Below are 17,341 nucleotides of genomic sequence, written 5' to 3'. Positions count from 1 at the left end.
GATTTCCGGGAAAGTGTGCTCTTTAATTTAAAGCATCTGTCTTGAATGTGTCAAACGGTTCAGACGGTCTGCTGAAACAGGATGTTCGGCATAACGGATGTTCCCTTGTTCGACGACATAGTTCTGTTCGAGGACGTCTTCGGTAAAATAAGAATCGGTTCCTGACATATCGATTGGATAGGCAAGACCCGGTAAGGTAGCGAAAGCAAGCGTCTGCCTTCGTCCGATTCCGCTTTCGAACATCCCGCCGAGCCAATAACGGGACAGGTTCCGGACACGAAGAGCTTCCGTCAGACCACCAAGACGCGCTGGTTTAATATTAATGATCTGCCCTGCACGCAACGACTGCATCAAGACAGCATCTTGAGGACTCTGAATCGATTCATCAAGACAAAGCGGGGTTTTGAGCAAAGAAGCCGCGTGTTGATGACTGATCCAGTCTGTGGCAGGAAACAATTGTTCCATCATGAGGAGAGAAAAAGCATCCCATTCTTGAAGAAGCGGAAGATCAGATAGTTGGAAACTACCGTTGGCATCAAACATTAACGGAGCGTCCGGAAACGCTTTTCTTACTTGTTCGAGAACACCTGTATCCGTCGGTGCCAACTTTAACTTAATTCGGTCAAATCCGTTTGCGATGGCTTGGCCTACGGTCTCAATGGTCTGTTCGGCAGATGTCCGTCCGAGTGCCTTTCCGCACGGAATGGCGGTCTGTTCGTCTCCACCCAAATAAGCAGCAAGTGATTGTTTTTCTGCTTGAGCAAATAATTCATAAACGGCACCGTCAAACATTGCTTTCGCCATTTGGTTTCCTTGAATCGGCTGGAATCGTTCCCGGACAGTCTCTGGCGAAGAGAGGGGGCGTTCCACAAGAAGACGGTACAGAAGGGGTGAAACGGCGCGCAGGGACGCTTGTGTCTCAGATGTATACCACGGTGTATCGAAGGCAACACCTTCCCCATAACCGACTCGACCTTCTTGATCTGTCAAACGTAAAATGGTCGTTCGTCGTTGATTTAGCGTAGAAATTGCCGTCTTCATCGGTTGTTGGAACGTCAAGCGGACATCAAACAGTTCAGCATGCCGAAGTGTGATGGTCATAGCGACTCCTTCAGCTGACGCCGAAGCAGCTTTCCGTTTGCATTCCGGGGTAATGTATCCCGGAAGAAATAAGTGACAGGACACTTGTATTTTGCCAGTAACTGTTCCATTTCCTGACGAACGATGGACTCTTCCAAATGACTGACGATAAAAGCAACAGGAACTTGCCCCCAGGTCGGATCAAATCGTCCGACAACACCTGCTTCCGTAATGCCAGAAATGGATAATAAGGCCGCTTCGACTTCGGCCGGATAAATGTTTTCACCGCCGGAAATGATTAAATCACTTCTGCGGTCAAGAATATATAAGTAACCGTCGGTATCCAGTCGTCCAAGATCACCTGTTTTAAGATAACCGTCAGCGGTAAATGTTGAAGCGGTAGCTTCGGGGTTGGCAAAATAACCGTTCATGACAGTAGGACCTTTGACTTCGATTTCTTGATACCGGTTAATCCGGATATCTGTCGGAGCAATCGCTTGGCCGGCTGAACCCATTTTGCGGATGGCATCTTCCGGTAGAAGGGTTGCGACTTGTGACGCCGTTTCCGTCATACCGTACGTTTGCATAACCGGAAGACCGCGATCAAGTGCACGCGTCAAAATCGGTAAGGGGACAGGTCCACCACCGGTCAGGACAACACGCAGGTCATGGCGGCGTAAACCGGCTTCAAGTAACCGATCCAACATAACAGAGACAAGCGAGATGTGAGTAATCCGTTCTGTCTGGATCCATGTCAGCGTCTTGTTTGGTGAAAAATGTGGTTCAAGTACGAGCGGTACACCATAGATGACCGAACGGTAGACGACAGCCAAGCCGCTCATATGGAACAATGGCGTGACGACAAGAAACCGGTCATCCGGAAGCGAACCGGTATGGCGTGCGGCATTCATCGCACTTGAAAAATGATTGAGCATGGTTTGTTCGACGGCTTTCGGTCGACCGGTCGTCCCGCTTGTGAATAACATCGATTGAATGTAATGTTTCGGCATATGACGAACGAGAACATCAGGCGCCGGATGGACGACTTGAAACGGAAGTCGTTTAACCGGTCCGTCGATCGGACGATCTGAGATGACGAACCGAACATCGGCTTGTTTAAGTTGCATATGAACTTCAGTTTGACTCAAGCGGGTATTGATTGGAACGATAGTTAGTTCCAGTAACTGAGCAGCATGGATAGCGATGATATAATCGCTGCTCGAAGGACCATACAGGGCGATGCGGTCTCCACGTGACAGGAGAGGTGCCCAGGAACTGGCCAATGCATGGGATTGTGCGTACAGTTCAGACCATGTTAAACGGACGGTGTCCGTAATGAGAGCCACATCATCCGGTTGTTCTTTTGAGCGCGTATAAATCCAAGGATACACTGACAATCACGTCCTTTCTTTAAGATGATACGAAAAAGGTTCAAACGTCTTTCGACATTGAACCTTTTTTGTATTATGGGAAGCGTGGGAACTTTCCGAAGTCCGGATCACGTTTTTCTTTAAACGCGTCGCGTCCTTCTTTTGCTTCATCTGTTGTGTAGTACAACAATGTCGCGTCACCCGCTAATTGCTGGATACCTGCAAGACCATCTGAATCAGCGTTGAATGCAGCTTTTAAGAAACGAAGTGCTGTTGGTGAATGCTGAAGGATTTCAGAACACCATTGGATTGTTTCTTGCTCCAAATCGGCAAGTGGAACGACTGTATTGACGAGACCCATATCAAGGGCTTGCTGTGCATCGTATTGACGGCAAAGGTACCAAATTTCACGTGCTTTTTTATGACCAACGACGCGTGCGAGGTAACCTGAACCGTAACCAGCATCGAATGATCCGACTTTAGGACCTGTTTGACCAAATTTAGCGTTATCCGCTGCAATTGTTAAGTCACAGACGAGATGAAGGACGTGTCCACCACCAATAGCGTAACCTGCAACCATCGCGATGACTGGTTTCGGGATGACACGGATCAAACGTTGTAAATCGAGGACATTTAAACGTGGGATTTCATCCTCACCGACGTAACCGCCATGTCCGCGGACTTTTTGGTCGCCGCCTGAACAGAATGCAAGATCGCCTTCCCCTGTTAACACGATGACACCGACATTTTGATCGTCACGTGCCCGTGAAAAAGCATCGATTAATTCATGGACCGTCTGCGGACGGAACGCGTTGCGTACTTCGGGACGATTGATTGTGATTTTTGCAATCCCATTCCATTTTTCATACTTGATGTCTTCATAGCTGCGGGCAGCTGTCCATTCTGGAACGTATCTCATTTCGATTCCCCCATTTGATTAGTTAAGAGTAATTTCTCTACTATTGTAACAAACTTTTCCGGTTGGTCGATATGCGGGGCATGCGATGCGGCGGGAATTAAGTGAATTTTTTCCGGTAGAGCGGCTTCGTCGGCGATTTTTTTAAACTTCACGTCCTCCTCACCGACAATCCAATCAATCGCCGCAGCATCAAGCAAATGCCAAACCGGAGCCATATTACCTGTTCCTTGAGCAATCAAAGAAGCGGCCAGACCTTCAGCCGATTGTCCAAGGCGTCCACGGCGAATCGACTCCTGTACTTCAAGCGGCAGGTGACGTTGACTTTCAAAGAGCGGGAGTGACTCCCAATAAGCGATGAAATTCGGCAACCCGTCCGTTAATAAACGATTGGCAAGACGGCGATCGGCTTGCCGTCGTAATCGCCGTTCATGTGCCGAACGGATGCCTGGTGTTGTACTGACGGCAATCGTCTGTTTTACCTGTTTTGATGTCGCGGCGAGCATAAGAGCAATCCGTCCGCCCATTGAATAGCCTAAAACAGACCAGGTTTCATCGCGGGTCGCAAGTAAGTCTTGTAAATCCTTCACCTGTTCCGTCAGCCGCATCCGCTGATAGGGAGCAGCAACTGTCTGACCATGTCCAAGTAAATCAATACAGTAGACAGTATAATCCGACTGCAGTCGGCGTCCGAGCATTTCCCATGTAGCACTACTGCCGGTAAATCCATGCAACAGCAACAAGGGCGGACCGCTTCCTATAATTTCGACATGGTAGGAGTGATGACGCAGTTTCATCGGAATTCATCCTGCAATGCTTGGTTTGTCTGATCCCAAATCAAGCGGTGGAGCCGAACGTTTTCCGGACGATTGGTTACGATTTCCAGGACCCGGGTCGCAGTCGCTTGTTGTCGCAAGGTCGATTTAAGATGCGCAATTGATGAAATTCGTTCATAATCCACGCCATAGCCGGCAGCCAGGTGACTGAAATCGACCTCTTGCGCTGTTCCAAACAGTGGTTCAAATAAAGCGGAGTCAAGCTCATGTTGCGGAAGAAAGCTGAAAATACCGCCGCCTGTATTGTTGATCAAAAGAATCGTAATCGGAATCGTTCGTGCCATCATTAACCCGTTGATGTCATGAAGAAACGCGAGATCACCGACGAGAAGATATCGATTGTTGGATTCGTATGTTGATCCGAGTGCGCTCGAAAGAATGCCGTCGATGCCGTTGGCGCCGCGATTGGCAAGGATCCGGAGTGGTGTACCGGTCGGTAAAAATGTATCCAAATCACGAATCGGCATACTGTTGGAAACAAACAAGCTGCCCTCAGGTGCAGCGTTTAATGCCCGGACGACGTTGTACTCTGTCAGTAGTTCGGCGTCTAAATCGGAAAATACGTTCAGGACCGTTTGTTCCGCCCGTTGCAGTGTTTCGAGATAAGACGGCTCGTGTATCGTGACCGGAAGTGTTTTCAGTTGACTCGGATGACCACTCAAAAACTGTGCCTGCAACTGGGGATCACGCCAATTCAACGCATGACCGACGACTGTCGTCGGGATTCCTTTGGACCAAAGCAGATACGGTTTAGAGGTCGGCATCGCCCCAAACCGTAAAATATGATCCGGACGGATGTATTCATGAATTGTTTCTTCCTTTAACCAGGTATCATAATATCCAAACACCGTATCATTGGAAAAACGGCGGCCTTGACTGAGCGGGTCCGCTAACACCGGAATTCGTGCTTGATCGGCATACTCTAAAATAATTTGAGTGTCGTTCAACGAAAGTTGGGGTCCGATGACGATCAAAAGACGCTCGGTCGATAAAATATCCGTCCACTTTGTCGGTTGTGTCTCCATTTGAAATGGACCGGGTTCACCGACCGGTTGTCCCGTTCTCAACAAATCGAGCGCTGGAACCAAAGGCTCACGCAAAGGAACATTGATATGAACAGGACCGGCGGGTTCGGTCAACGAAAGGAGGACAGCTCTTTCTGCCACATGTTTTACATATGGAAGAGCCGTTTCTTCCGGCAACGGCAAATCAAAAGCGTGGCGGACTTGTTTGCCGTACAGACCGACCTGATCGATGGCTTGAGGTGCTCCGACGCCCCGTAACTCATGAGGACGATCAGCCGTTAACACGATTAATGGTAATTCAAAGATGTTTGCTTCCGTAATAGCGGAATAATAATTAGTCGCAGCTGTTCCGCTCGTACAAATTAAAGCGACAGGACGCACTGTTTCTTCCGCTCGGGTTAAGCCGAGAGCAAAAAAACTAGCCGACCGTTCGTCGATAAGGACGTGGGTACGGCTGAACGGATGAAGAAAAGCGGCGATTGCGAGTGGTGTCGAACGTGATCCCGGACTAATGACGAAATCCCGGACACCGCCCTTTACTAAGTTATCGATTAAGAGATGCATCCATTTAGTCAACATAAATATCATCCTTTTCTACCGTACAAAGATGCGAGAGCGCCCGGAGCATCGGTGATAGTTTGGTATCAGTTTCTTCCAGCTCACTTTGCAGGCGTGATCCTTCAACAATTCCGCAACCGGCATAAAGGACAGCTGTTCGATCGGTAAACAGACCGGACCGAATGGCAACGATGAATTCACCGTTTTCCTGACCGTCCATCCACCCGACAGGCGAACCATACCACCCGCGTTCAAATGTTTCGATGGATTGAATGGCTGCAACGGCAGCTTCTTTCGGTTCTCCTCCGAGTGCAGGAGTCGGATGCAGTTTCTCAATCAGCTGAAAAAGGCTGACCTCCGGTAATAAGGTAGCGTTAATTGGTGTATACAGATGTTGGATATGCCGATTTTTTAATAGCATCGGTTCATGTGGTTTTTCAATGCGTGTCGAAAGATTTTGAAGTGTATTCTCAATCGAGTCGACGACAATGGCATGTTCCATCCGATTTTTATCATCCTGTAGCAACGATTGACCAAGATCGATATCTGTCTGTTCCAACATATGGCGCGGAGCAGAGCCCGCGACAGCAGCAGTTTTTAATTCAAGACCGGTTTTTAAGACCAATCGTTCCGGCGTAGCACCGATAAAAGCTTCGTCAGCCGTCGGTTGGAAGAAGAAGATGTAACTTCCAGGCTGGGAAGACTCCAGTTCCTGTACGAGACCGGCTAAATCAACCGGTTGATCCAACTCGTATACTACTTCACGGGCCAAAACGATTTTTTTAAGCGATGTTTTCAATAATTGCGCTGCTTGATGGAATGAAGCTTCAAAAGCATCGTTTCCGTCGCGTGTCAGACGAATTCGTGTGACGAATTGACCAGACTTTGGTGTATGCAACGCTGCATATTCGACGGCCAACTGATTTAAAATCTTTTCTGCGTTAGATTGCGGTTCAATCAACGCAAAAACCGTTACGGTCGTATGACCGTCTTGTTCCAAGTACAAATATTTCGGAACGGTCATCGATGCTTCCCCGAATGAAGACCATCGATATTCCGTATGCTTCAGTTCAGCAAATGAAAAACCGCAAAAAGCAAATAAATCGGTGCCGATATGATCCCGATTCAAGTTCGACCATTGTGATTGCATACGTAAGAAACGATCGGGTCCAGCTGTATTCAGTTGTTGTGCGATACCGAATCCAATGGCACGCATCGACCGATCGGGCGTCGTAAAATAAAAGCGTTCTTCTGTGCCGGATGCCAGCACACTTACATCCTGCGCCTCGATATTCCATGAATATGCGGCGACGATTGACCGCTGACATGCGTTCGCATGTGCAACAGCACGTTCGATACATTGTTTAAGCTCGTGTTGAGCGTAAGCCATACCGCTCATTGCCCCCTAGTCTAAAGATCCTGTGATATGTTTCACTTATTCTAAGTGTAAACTTTTTACCTGAAAAAAAGAAGGAATAAGCTATCTGGGATTGAGCATTGACAGTAAAAAACGAAACCCGATACACTTAGACAGGAAAGGGGTTTATTATATGAATAAATCAATCGCTGTATATTGGCGAATGACACGACCACATACGTTGACGGCAAGCTTTGTTCCTGTCGTCGTGGGGACGGCGATCGTTGCACCGCGCATCGAATCGCTGCGGTTGGATCTGTTTTTTGCAATGCTGATTGCGTCGATGTTGATTCAGATTGCGACGAACTTATTTAATGAATATTATGACTATAAGCGGGGTCTCGATACGGAAGAGTCTGTCGGGATTGGGGGATCCATCGTCCGCGATGGGTTCAAACCGGGTACGATTTTAGCATTTGCCTTGACCTTATATGGTATTTCCGCTTTACTCGGTATTTACTTGTGTATCGAGACAACGTGGTGGTTGCTGTTGATCGGAATTGTTTCGATGTTTGTCGGCTATATCTATACGGGAGGACCTTTGCCGATTGCTTATACACCGTTTGGAGAGGTCGTTGCCGGTTTTTTTATGGGCTACGTGATCATTGCGATTTCCGCTTATCTGCAAATCGGTTATGTTCCGACGGAAGCCGTCGCTATCTCGATTCCAGTGGCGATTCTGATTGGTTCGATTTTACTCGCGAACAACATTCGGGATCTCGATAACGATAAGGTCAACGGGCGAAAAACAATTGCTTGTCTCGTCGGTCATCAGGCAGCGGTATATGTGTTGATTGCCTTCTTTACGGCAGCCGTGCTGTCGTTGCTGATTGCCGTGGTAGCCTTTAACGTCACATGGTGGGCACTGTTGGCACTCCTGAGTATTCCGTTGATGATCAAAGCCGTGAAGTTGTTCTGGCGTGATCTACCGCCGCAGGAATTGATGCCGGGTATGGCGCAAACAGGAAAGGTCAACACGATTTTTGGTCTGTTGCTTGCCGTCAGTTTAACCATTTCGAATTTCTGATTTTCAATGAAAAAACCTTTTTCCAAAAATGGAAGAAGGTTTTTTTGTGATGTAGAGTGATGGTTCGATTGGTTGTCACCGTTTTGAAATTTTACTATAATGGAAGCAATGTGCCTAGAACGCATGTCAGATCCTCCGGGTTCATGAAATTTTTTTAGAGGTGGAACAGGAATGAAGAAAATTGCAGTAATCGGAAAAGTATTCGTCGATATAAAAGGAACTTCGTTTGCACCTTTGCATAAAGATGCGAAAAACGTCGGGGATATCACCTTCTCGAACGGTGGTACAGGACGGAATGTGGCGCAAAATCTCGCCGTGCTTGGTAATGATGTTCGTTTTATCTCGACGGTTACGAACGATCAAATCGGTGTTGGTGTACTCGAAGAGTTAAAGTCATACGGAGCGAACGTGGATCATGTCGAGATGCTCGAAGATCGTGGAATGGGCATGTGGCTTGCTGTTATGGATAATGAAGGGGATCTTCAAACTTCAATCTCTAAACAACCGGATGCGAAGCTGTTGGAAGAAGCAATTCTCCGTCAATCCGTCTATGCGCTGGATGGCGTCGACGCTGTTGCCATCGACCTGGATTTATCGGTAACGGTACTTGAACGCTTGATCCATCTTTGTCGTAAAATGGAGTTGCCATTATACGGTGTGTGCGGACATTTGAGTGTCATCGAGCGTAACCGTCACTTGCTACAAGGGTTCACAGGCTTCATTTGCAGCCGGGAAGAAGCTGAAATCCTGTCTGATTTATCGATTGTGACCGTTGAAGATGCGATTCATGTAGCGAATGAGCTGGCGAAGAAAGGTGCTCCATTCACTGTCGTTACGATGAGTGAGTTAGGTGCTGTTTATGTTGATCGTCGCACGGCAACATCGGGTCACGTCGGAACAAAAAAAGTGAAAGTAGTTGACTCAACAGGTGCGGGGGACTCGTTCTTCTCTGCGGTACTTTCTGAGCTGACAGACTCGAAACAAGCAGAGGATGCTTTAAAGCTGGGGATGAAAGTGGCGGCACAAGTCATTGCGTCCACAGAAAATGGATTAATTCCAGAGATGCTTGAAGCCATTCGTTGAGTCCTCATATCCGAAAGGGGAACAAAAGTAATGCCGATTCAAAGAAGTGCGATTATCTTGATTAATGAAGCGGATGAAGTGGCATTAATCCGTCGAGATAAACCGGGACAAACTTATTATGTATTTCCTGGCGGCGGACGAGAAGAAGGAGCGACACTGGAAGAGACAGCAGTTCGAGAAGCTCATGAAGAGCTTGGACTGGACGTCGAACTGGAAGGCGTCGCGGCAGTTGTTCGTTTTAACGGACTCGAGAATCCTTATTACTGGGCAAAAGTGACCGGAGGTGTATTTGGAACCGGGACCGGAGAAGAGTTCGAAGATACGTCTTCCGGTTACACGCCGTTATGGATCAAACGAAAAGATTTATTAAATTTACCTGTCCGTCCGACGTCACTTGCCGAACAGCTAAACAGCACATCGGAACGGTTTTATGATATCCGGCTAGAAGATAATTGAGGTTTTTAGTTGGATTAAACAGGGGAAAAGTATAGTAAGACAATGAGGTGGTCCTAGACTGCCTCTTTTTTATGAAGGAGAGATGACGATGGCACATACACGTGATCCAAAAGGGTTAGCCCTTAATCTAAAGCAACGCATGTCTGATCACAACATTACGGATTATGCCGGAACGTTAGCGTATTACTGGTTTTTATCTATTTTCCCAGGTATCATTTTTGTTATTTCGGTATTATCTTTCTTTGACATTGATCAACAGACGCTTGAATCACAAATCCGTGACTTGGCACCGGGTGGATCGGTCAACACATTTACGGATGTCATCTTCCAAGCGATCAAAGAACCGCAGGGAGGTCTCTTGTCAATCGGGGCGATTCTTGCGATTTGGTCGGCTTCTAAAGGGGTAGACCGTCTGATTACGACAGCAAATCATGCATATGGTGATTTTTCACCGCGTAGTTTCGTCGCCTCACGTGGAATTGCTTTGGTGTTAACGATCATTCTCGGAATCGGGATGCTGTTACTGATCGTATTAAACGTCCTCGGCGGACCGATCATCAGTTACTTAGCAAATTTTGTTCTCCCGATTGATATGGGTCAGAAAATCTTATTGACCGTGTTACGGTATACGATTTCAACCATCTTGTTGATTTTTATCCTCTCGATCTTTTACCGGGTTGCACCTAAACGACCAATTACCTTTAAACAAGCCATTCCTGGTGCCGTGTTTGGTGTCATCGTTTGGCAACTCCTATCAGTTGGTTTTGGTTTTTACGTATCTAACTTCTCGAATTACAATCAGACGTACGGGTCACTTGGTAGTGTCGTCATCGTCTTATTGTGGTTATACTTTACCGGATTGATCATCTTGCTGGGTTCGGAGCTGAATGCTTCTTGGGAACGTTTCATGAAAAAGGCGGATCCTAAAAAAATGGAAGAAAAACGTTTAAGAGAACAAGCAGATCTGGATTCGATTCCGACCAATACGTTTGGCTAAGAGACGCTTCAACGACAGCTCACAAAAAAAGCATCTGACATCGTTTTTTTATCGATGTCAGATGCTTTTTTGTATTAAGCCGCTGCTTGTTTGGAAAACGAAGAAGGGGCGTGTTGTAGCGGTGTATCTTTTTGTAAAAGTCGTAATCCGTTGAGGATGACTAAAATCGTCGATCCTTCATGACCTACGACAGCAAACGGCATAATCAGGAACTGTGAAAAATTCGAGATGATCAACAGCAGGATGACACTGATGGCAAGTGTGATGTTCTGTTTGACGACACGGTTCATCTTGCGTGCTTTATTGACAGCGTATGCTAAACGGCCTAAATCGTTTTTCATCAGCACGACGTCTGCCGTCTCGAGTGCTGCGTCTGTTCCTTCACCCATCGCAATTCCGACGTGAGCAAGTGCCAGGGCAGGGGCATCATTGATGCCGTCCCCAACCATCGCGACTGTTTTGCCGTCCGTTTGATATTGCTTGATGTAACGGACTTTATCTTCCGGCAGACATTCTGCGACGTAATCGCTTAATCCGGCTTCTTTGGCGATGGCAGCAGCAGTGACCGGATTGTCTCCTGTCAACATGATCGTCGTGATGCCAAGTGAATTGAGGGAAGAGATGGCTGCCTTTGCTTCCGGACGAATCGTATCCCGTAAGGCATACAACGCGATGATGGATTCACCGTCGCTGACGTAAACCATCGTGTTGCCTTGCTCTTTTAAGGACTGTTCCATAGAAGCAAACGGATCATATAATCCTTCGTGGAAGGCATATTTACCGATGCGGTAGGTGGTGCCGGACACGGTTGCTTCAATCCCGAACCCTGTAACATCCTTGAAGGCGGAAGGTTCGATGACATCGGCTTTTAAATGGGTCACGATCGCTTGCGCCAATGGATGGTTGGACTGGGCTTCAATCGATGCGACGGCTTGTTTTAAAGTGACGGAATCGATTCCGTCAGCGTAATGGCTTTCGGTGACAATCGGTTTGCCTGTCGTGAGGGTCCCCGTTTTATCAAAGACGATCGTATCGACTTGACCAAGCGTCTCGATGTGCGCTCCACCTTTGAACAAAACACCGTTGCGGGCAGAAGCAGCGATGGCAGATAAGGCGGCTGGAGTGATGGAAGCGACAAGGGCACAAGGCGAAGCTACGACAAGTAAAATCATTGCCCGATAGATGCTTGTCTCAAACGACCAACCGACGACATAGTGGGGAACGACCATCATCAACGCGACGACGAGTAAGACAATTTTGACATAACGACTTTCAAACCGTTCAATGAACTGGGCGGAGGGTGATTGTTCGCTTTGTGCATTTTGTACCATATGGATGATTTTTTGGAACAACGATTCATCTGCCGCTTTCGTCATCTCAATCGTCAAGACACCGTTCATATTGACCGTTGAATTGTAGACCGTATCACCGGCTTGTTTTTCAACCGGAATGGATTCACCGGTAATCGATGCTTCTTCAATCGCTGCTTGACCGCGGATGATTGTGCCGTCGACCGGAATGCGTTCACCGGGACGAACGTAAACAATATCTCCAACGAGTAACTGTTCAAGACCAACGACTTCAAGCTTACCGTCGGCGTTCAGCCGAGTGGCTTCTTCTGGCTGCAAGGACATTAAACTTTGTAAAGCACGCTCATTTTTATTCATAGTGTAGGTTTCAAGGGCACCGGATAAAGCAAAGATGAAAATTAAGATGGCCCCTTCCATCCAGTAGCCGATCGCGGCAGCGCCGATGGCTGCTAAAATCATCAACAACTCGACGTTTAAAGTTTTCTCCTGATAGGTTTCGGTCAATCCTTCTTTTGCTTTTGCATATCCTCCGATCACATAGGCGGAGAGATAAAGCGTGACATAGCCTGCAGCGGGAACCTCGACTTTTTCAAGTGTGTAGGCAATTAAAATCAATATTCCACTAAAGAGTGCTAAAATCAATTCGTGATGTTCCTCCCAAGCATGACGGAGAGCGGAACGCTGATGGACATCAGTAGTAGTAGAGGTAGTCATATGGAAAACTCCTTTCAAGTCTAAATGAGAAAAGAAATCATTATGTTAAAACAATGAGAATGTTGAATACCAACGTTTTCTCATCAATGATAATGAGTTTCATTGTCGCTAGATTATAATAATTATTATCTGTAAAACTACTATACCATGTCTATGTCAAAAGGAACAGGAAAGGAAACAGCAAAAATGAAAAAAATATTGACCGATCGATTTGGTATGGTTGCCTTTGCGTTAGTGACGACCTTCCTCTGGGGAAGTGCCTTTCCCTTCATTAAAAAAAGTTATGACTTGCTCGCAATCGCCTCGACAGAATACGGGGAGCAACTCTTGTTTGCGAGTTACCGCTTCTTTCTCGCCGGTGTCTTATTGCTGATTGTCAGTGTGTTGGTGTTTAAACAACCGATTACGTTAAAAAATCGGACGCTTGCTTACAGCCGTCTGGGCTTCTTCCTGACTTTTCTTCAATATGTCTTCTTCTATATCGGCCTTTCATTGTCTACCGGGGTGCAGGGATCGATCATCGCAGGATCGACCTCCTTCTTTCAAATGTTACTCGCACATTTCCGTTATGAAGATGACCGGTTGAATCGATTTAAAGGTCTTGCTTTGTTTTTAGGATTTACAGGTGTCATTCTGGCGAACTGGCCGCAAGGATCGGCTGGTGTAACGTTTGGCGTCGGAGAGATTTTACTTATTTTAGCGATGATTTCCGGTGCTTTCGGGAATTTGGTCGCAAAGGAGTATTCAGCGAGTTATCCGGTCGCACCGATGACCGGTTGGGCGATGGTCATTGGGTCAATCGGTTTATTCATCGTCGGTGCGGTAATGAACGGGGAGTGGTTCCCGTTTACATTCACAAGTACGACGGCATGGATGCTGCTGTATTTGGCATTTTTGTCAGCGACTGGTTTCACATTATGGAACTTGCTGATGAAATATAATCCAGTCAGTCGTGTTTCTTTGTTCATGTTTTTTGTCCCGATTTTCGGCGTGACGCTGTCGGCGCTTATTCTCGGCGAATCGATTCCACCTCAGGCGTTCATCGGTTTATTGTTTGTCGTCGCCGGTATTCTAGTCTCGACCTATCTGCCGATTTGGTTTCAAAAGCGGAGTTGACGAAGATTCTGAATCGTGCAAAAATAGTCTCAATCAATCTGTTAGTTTTATCGTTTTGTTGCTTAAGCCGACTAGTTCGGCTTTTTCTGTACGGTCATAAAACCACCGATTCGGCCTTGCCAAAAAGGCTAGTGCAACCCAAAAACGAGAGGAGATGAGAGAAGTGGAACGGAATGAGATCGTTCGAAAGATCATTGCCAATCGTCGTCCACGCGATGAGTTTGCTCGGTTCGTCGTCACCTGTGTCAGTCAGCAATTAAAAGAGACACATGGAGATGTCGATGTGGAAATCATTGAGGCAGAAAGAGGATACGACTCCGTTTGGTCAATCAACGGTCGAGAGGTCGTCGTCTTGCTGGAAACAGAAGAGTTGAAGCGGGCAAAAGAACAACCGTATGCAATCGACGATAAGCTCTGGCATAGTTTTCGGCAGGTGGGAATCGTAAAATAAACGTACGGTTTCAACGTGATCCGTAGACGGAAAAAGACAAAGACGGTCGTTCCATGATAAGGAGCGACCGTCTTTGTCTGTGATGTATTAAGGTGACACCGGCTTAGAACGAAACAGAAGGTAGGCGAGTGTCGCGAGAACCAGTACAAACAAGCTGAAATAAAAGCTTGGGGGTAACGCGACGAACAGACTCCCTGAAATCGGTCCAAGTATCGATCCGAGGCTGAAGGAGATGCCGGCAAGCAGGTTCCCGGTCGGCAGTAAATGGTTCGGAAGTTGTTCCGTCATATAAGCGACACCAAGCGAATAGGTGGATCCGAGGGCCATCCCGCTAATCGCAAAAATCGTGAACAAAGCACCGTAACTTTGGAACAGAAAACAGGCAATTAAAAAAGCAATGCTTCCAATACTGAGGACGGTGATCAGCGTGTTCCGTTTTCCGAAGTGATCCGCCAAGCGACCGAGTGGTAACTGCATCAATAAAGAGCTAACGACAAAAGTTGTAATTAACGTACTTGTCTGGGATAGCTCATACCCGTTTCGTGTCGCAAAAACAGGGAAACTTGCGTTTAACGTTGCTTCCAAAAAGCCGTACGTGAATCCCGGCAATAATGTAAACCAGGCACTCGTCAAGACGAGCCGGTAGCGAGAAGCGGCGGATTGAAGCTCTTCCGGCATGATATCAGATGGTTTCTCATTCGGCATTTGTCGCAAGAAAATCAAAACGAGTACAGTCAATGTCCCCGTCAAGACGAAAGGAAGCCAGTCGATGACATCAACAAGCGGCGCAGCGAGAGGACCAAGGGCAAAACCGAGTCCAAACGCCATCCCGTATAAGGACATCGTGCGTCCGAGTCTGTCATTTGGTGTGATTGAAGTGATCCAGACCTGTGATCCGTAATGAAGCGTCTGGTCACCAAAACCAACGACGAACCGTAACACCATCCAAGCAAGGACACTTGGAATAAGAGGAAAGGCGAAGACGGCGACAGCGACTAGCATCAGTCCGAAGGAAATGACCGGGACGTAACCGTGACGACGCAACGGCTTTTCCATCAATGGAGCGGCGACGATGACACCGATGTAGAGAACAGCAGCACTTAATCCATTTATGTAAGCAGGTGTTCCTTGACGTTCAAGCAAAATAGAAAGCAACGGGATGAGTAGTCCTTGGGTAAAACCTGAAATAAATACGATTGAAAGAATCAGAGCAAAACGACGTGACACAACAAACAACTGCCTTTCTTTTTTACTAAGCATAACATGCCCCGGATGTACATCTGTACACCGGGGCATGTTCGTTTTATTGATCTTTTTGTTCGAACCGTGTCGGACGTGGCATATGCAAGAGATGTTCGTCCCAATCCGTTTGATCGAACACTTCGTCGTGTTCAATACTGTGAGACGCACGAATGCCAATCATCATGATTCCGAGTACCATGCTGAACATTCCAATAATCGCAACAATCCCAACGAGCCATTCCATTTTTGAAACCCCCTTCGAACAAGGAAAGTGTGTCAACTTTGTGACAGACTTTTCCCGTTTTCAAAGAGACTCAAACCTGATCAGAGGCGGCTGAATTGTTTGAGGAAGTCTACTTCCGGATAATATGCATTTTTGACAAGGGCGTTTGGACCGAGGCATTGAACGGCCGGACAGTGACAGGACAAGCTTTGATTCAGTTCCGTTTGGCGCCACATCGCGTAGGCATCATTAAAGGATGTCTCATGAATCGTTCCGAGTGAGGCGAGTTCGTCCCCGAAGTCCGTGACGATGATTTCTCCGTCGAAGATGTTGACGTTAAGCCGCGAACGACCGTCGGGATCATTTCGGACGGAGACGTTCGTTTCGCTTTGAAGACGGCGATGGAGCGTTAAATCTTCTTCTTTCATGGAGCAGGCATAAAACGGAAGTGTTCCAAACAGCATCCAGACGTTTTTTTCACGGGCATCCAGTAGACGGTGAATGCCGTCACGGATTTCATCGAGACTGGCCGCTTCGATCATCGACGCGAAGTCTGCCGGGTACATCGGATGCACTTCATGCCGGACACAACCCATGTCGACGATTTCCTGATGGATGGCTTCGAGGTGCGGTAACGTCCGCTTGTTTATCATTGTTTCAGCGGAGACAAGGACACCACGCGCATTCAGGATCCGTGCATTTTCTTTCATCTGTTCAAACAATTTTGTCCGGGCTTCACGAGAGGGTTTACGCTCCATCATGGCGAAACCACCATCGATGAAGTCATCGGCTGTTCCCCAGTTATGTGAGATATGCAAAACATCCAGATAAGGGATGATCAACTCATATCGTGAGAGGGGAAGTGTTAAATTTGAGTTGATTTGGGTTTTAGCCCCGCGTTCGTGGGCATACTTAAGTAGAGGGACAACGTATTCCTTAACCGATTTCATCGACAGCATCGGTTCCCCGCCTGTAATTGAGAAGGCGCGGAGATGTTCGATCTCGTCCAGTCTTTTGATGAGGAGTTCGACTGGAATGGTAGGTGTTTCGCTGTTCGACAACATGTATCCGACGGCGCAATGTTCACAGCGCATATTACAAAGGGTCGTGGTCGTGACTTCGATATTCGTCAGTATGGAGTGCCCGTACTGTTCAATATCGCGGTATGCTTCCCACGGATCGTTCTCGATGGTGATGGGTGATTTTAATGACATGATCATATTCCTCCTTTTAGTGCTCTATTATGTATCGTATGCTAAATGAACGATGGAAGAAAGAAGAAGAAGGGAAGTCAGAATAATGGGAAAAGCAAGAACTGATAAACTTGGGCAGATGAATGTGCTAAAATCAAGAATGCAGCTTTTATGCCATACGATTGATTCATTGGATGAAACATCAGATATTGAGGATTTGGAACGTTTAGCCGCTTCCTTGGATCAGTTGAAAGCCAAGGTGCTTCGTTATGCAAAAGATATGAAGGAACATGAGGAATCAGAAAGCGGTTCGTAAAGACCGCTTTT

At 47.1% G+C, this 17,341-nt stretch carries 17 protein-coding genes; 7 read left to right on the top strand and 10 right to left on the bottom strand.

What is annotated here, in order from left to right; genetic code table 11:
- Window positions 1-27: 27 nt before the first annotated feature.
- The 6 genes from menC to ACHA8N_RS16660 form a co-directional block, all read right to left on the bottom strand.
- On the bottom strand, window positions 28-1,101 hold the full coding sequence (gene menC / locus ACHA8N_RS16685) for an o-succinylbenzoate synthase (RefSeq protein ID WP_393966381.1): 1,074 nt from the start codon (window positions 1,099-1,101) through the stop codon (window positions 28-30).
- Window positions 1,098-2,471, bottom strand: a complete 1,374-nt coding sequence (gene menE, locus ACHA8N_RS16680) for an o-succinylbenzoate--CoA ligase (RefSeq protein WP_393966380.1) — start codon at window positions 2,469-2,471, stop codon at window positions 1,098-1,100. The genes menC and menE overlap by 4 nt, the downstream gene beginning before the upstream one ends.
- Before the next feature lie 73 nt (window positions 2,472-2,544).
- Window positions 2,545-3,369, bottom strand: coding sequence for a 1,4-dihydroxy-2-naphthoyl-CoA synthase (gene menB, locus ACHA8N_RS16675; protein ID WP_147512491.1), 825 nt, complete (start codon window positions 3,367-3,369; stop codon window positions 2,545-2,547).
- Window positions 3,366-4,163, bottom strand: a complete 798-nt coding sequence (gene menH, locus ACHA8N_RS16670; protein WP_393966379.1) for a 2-succinyl-6-hydroxy-2,4-cyclohexadiene-1-carboxylate synthase — start codon at window positions 4,161-4,163, stop codon at window positions 3,366-3,368. The genes menB and menH overlap by 4 nt, the downstream gene beginning before the upstream one ends.
- A complete protein-coding gene (gene menD / locus ACHA8N_RS16665; RefSeq protein WP_393966378.1) occupies window positions 4,160-5,806 on the bottom strand; it encodes a 2-succinyl-5-enolpyruvyl-6-hydroxy-3-cyclohexene-1-carboxylic-acid synthase in 1,647 nt (548 codons plus the stop codon). Before menD ends, menH begins: the two co-directional genes overlap by 4 nt.
- Window positions 5,796-7,175: an isochorismate synthase gene (locus ACHA8N_RS16660; RefSeq protein ID WP_393966377.1), complete on the bottom strand. Its 1,380-nt coding sequence runs from the start codon at window positions 7,173-7,175 to the stop codon at window positions 5,796-5,798. Before ACHA8N_RS16660 ends, menD begins: the two co-directional genes overlap by 11 nt.
- A gap of 160 nt (window positions 7,176-7,335) precedes the next feature.
- Here ACHA8N_RS16660 and ACHA8N_RS16655 point away from each other — a divergent pair, with 160 nt between their 5' ends.
- From ACHA8N_RS16655 to ACHA8N_RS16640, 4 genes are all read left to right on the top strand, one after another.
- Window positions 7,336-8,229 carry a 1,4-dihydroxy-2-naphthoate polyprenyltransferase gene (locus tag ACHA8N_RS16655; protein WP_147512487.1) on the top strand — a complete coding sequence of 298 codons (894 nt, stop codon included), beginning with the start codon at window positions 7,336-7,338 and terminating at the stop codon, window positions 8,227-8,229.
- A 171-nt stretch (window positions 8,230-8,400) separates the two neighbouring features.
- The gene (locus ACHA8N_RS16650) at window positions 8,401-9,312 is read left to right on the top strand and encodes a guanosine-inosine kinase (protein ID WP_393966376.1); all 912 of its coding nucleotides are present in this window, start codon (window positions 8,401-8,403) and stop codon (window positions 9,310-9,312) included.
- A 30-nt stretch (window positions 9,313-9,342) separates the two neighbouring features.
- Window positions 9,343-9,768: an NUDIX hydrolase gene (locus ACHA8N_RS16645; RefSeq protein ID WP_393966375.1), complete on the top strand. Its 426-nt coding sequence runs from the start codon at window positions 9,343-9,345 to the stop codon at window positions 9,766-9,768.
- A gap of 88 nt (window positions 9,769-9,856) precedes the next feature.
- Window positions 9,857-10,765, top strand: a complete 909-nt coding sequence (locus ACHA8N_RS16640) for a YihY/virulence factor BrkB family protein (RefSeq protein ID WP_393966374.1) — start codon at window positions 9,857-9,859, stop codon at window positions 10,763-10,765.
- A gap of 74 nt (window positions 10,766-10,839) precedes the next feature.
- On the opposite strand, the gene ACHA8N_RS16635 is transcribed toward ACHA8N_RS16640, so the two are convergent.
- Window positions 10,840-12,789 (bottom strand): heavy metal translocating P-type ATPase, encoded by a 1,950-nt coding sequence (locus tag ACHA8N_RS16635; RefSeq protein WP_393966373.1) that lies wholly within the window; start codon window positions 12,787-12,789, stop codon window positions 10,840-10,842.
- A gap of 186 nt (window positions 12,790-12,975) precedes the next feature.
- Here ACHA8N_RS16635 and ACHA8N_RS16630 point away from each other — a divergent pair, with 186 nt between their 5' ends.
- Both ACHA8N_RS16630 and ACHA8N_RS16625 read left to right on the top strand, forming a co-directional pair.
- The gene (locus ACHA8N_RS16630) at window positions 12,976-13,905 is read left to right on the top strand and encodes a DMT family transporter (RefSeq protein ID WP_393966372.1); all 930 of its coding nucleotides are present in this window, start codon (window positions 12,976-12,978) and stop codon (window positions 13,903-13,905) included.
- 163 nt (window positions 13,906-14,068) lie between these two features.
- Window positions 14,069-14,356 (top strand): hypothetical protein, encoded by a 288-nt coding sequence (locus ACHA8N_RS16625; RefSeq protein ID WP_147512680.1) that lies wholly within the window; start codon window positions 14,069-14,071, stop codon window positions 14,354-14,356.
- 87 nt (window positions 14,357-14,443) lie between these two features.
- Here ACHA8N_RS16625 and ACHA8N_RS16620 read toward each other — a convergent pair whose 3' ends face one another.
- From ACHA8N_RS16620 to yfkAB, 3 genes are all read right to left on the bottom strand, one after another.
- Window positions 14,444-15,652, bottom strand: a complete 1,209-nt coding sequence (locus ACHA8N_RS16620) for an MFS transporter (protein ID WP_483867446.1) — start codon at window positions 15,650-15,652, stop codon at window positions 14,444-14,446.
- Window positions 15,653-15,659: 7 nt separating this feature from the next.
- Complete coding sequence (locus ACHA8N_RS16615; RefSeq protein ID WP_026833795.1) at window positions 15,660-15,842, bottom strand: hypothetical protein; 183 nt, start codon at window positions 15,840-15,842, stop codon at window positions 15,660-15,662.
- 80 nt (window positions 15,843-15,922) lie between these two features.
- Window positions 15,923-17,035: a radical SAM/CxCxxxxC motif protein YfkAB gene (gene yfkAB / locus ACHA8N_RS16610; RefSeq protein ID WP_393966371.1), complete on the bottom strand. Its 1,113-nt coding sequence runs from the start codon at window positions 17,033-17,035 to the stop codon at window positions 15,923-15,925.
- An 85-nt stretch (window positions 17,036-17,120) separates the two neighbouring features.
- Between yfkAB and ACHA8N_RS16605 the strand changes: the two genes are divergently transcribed.
- Window positions 17,121-17,330: an SE1561 family protein gene (locus ACHA8N_RS16605; protein WP_026833793.1), complete on the top strand. Its 210-nt coding sequence runs from the start codon at window positions 17,121-17,123 to the stop codon at window positions 17,328-17,330.
- The last annotated feature ends 11 nt before the right edge of the window (window positions 17,331-17,341 follow it).

Origin of the sequence: Exiguobacterium sp. S22-S28 (genome assembly GCF_043359615.1) — a bacterium.
Lineage (GTDB): Bacteria > Bacillota > Bacilli > Exiguobacteriales > Exiguobacteriaceae > Exiguobacterium_A.
This window is presented reverse-complemented; position numbering and strand designations above follow the sequence as displayed.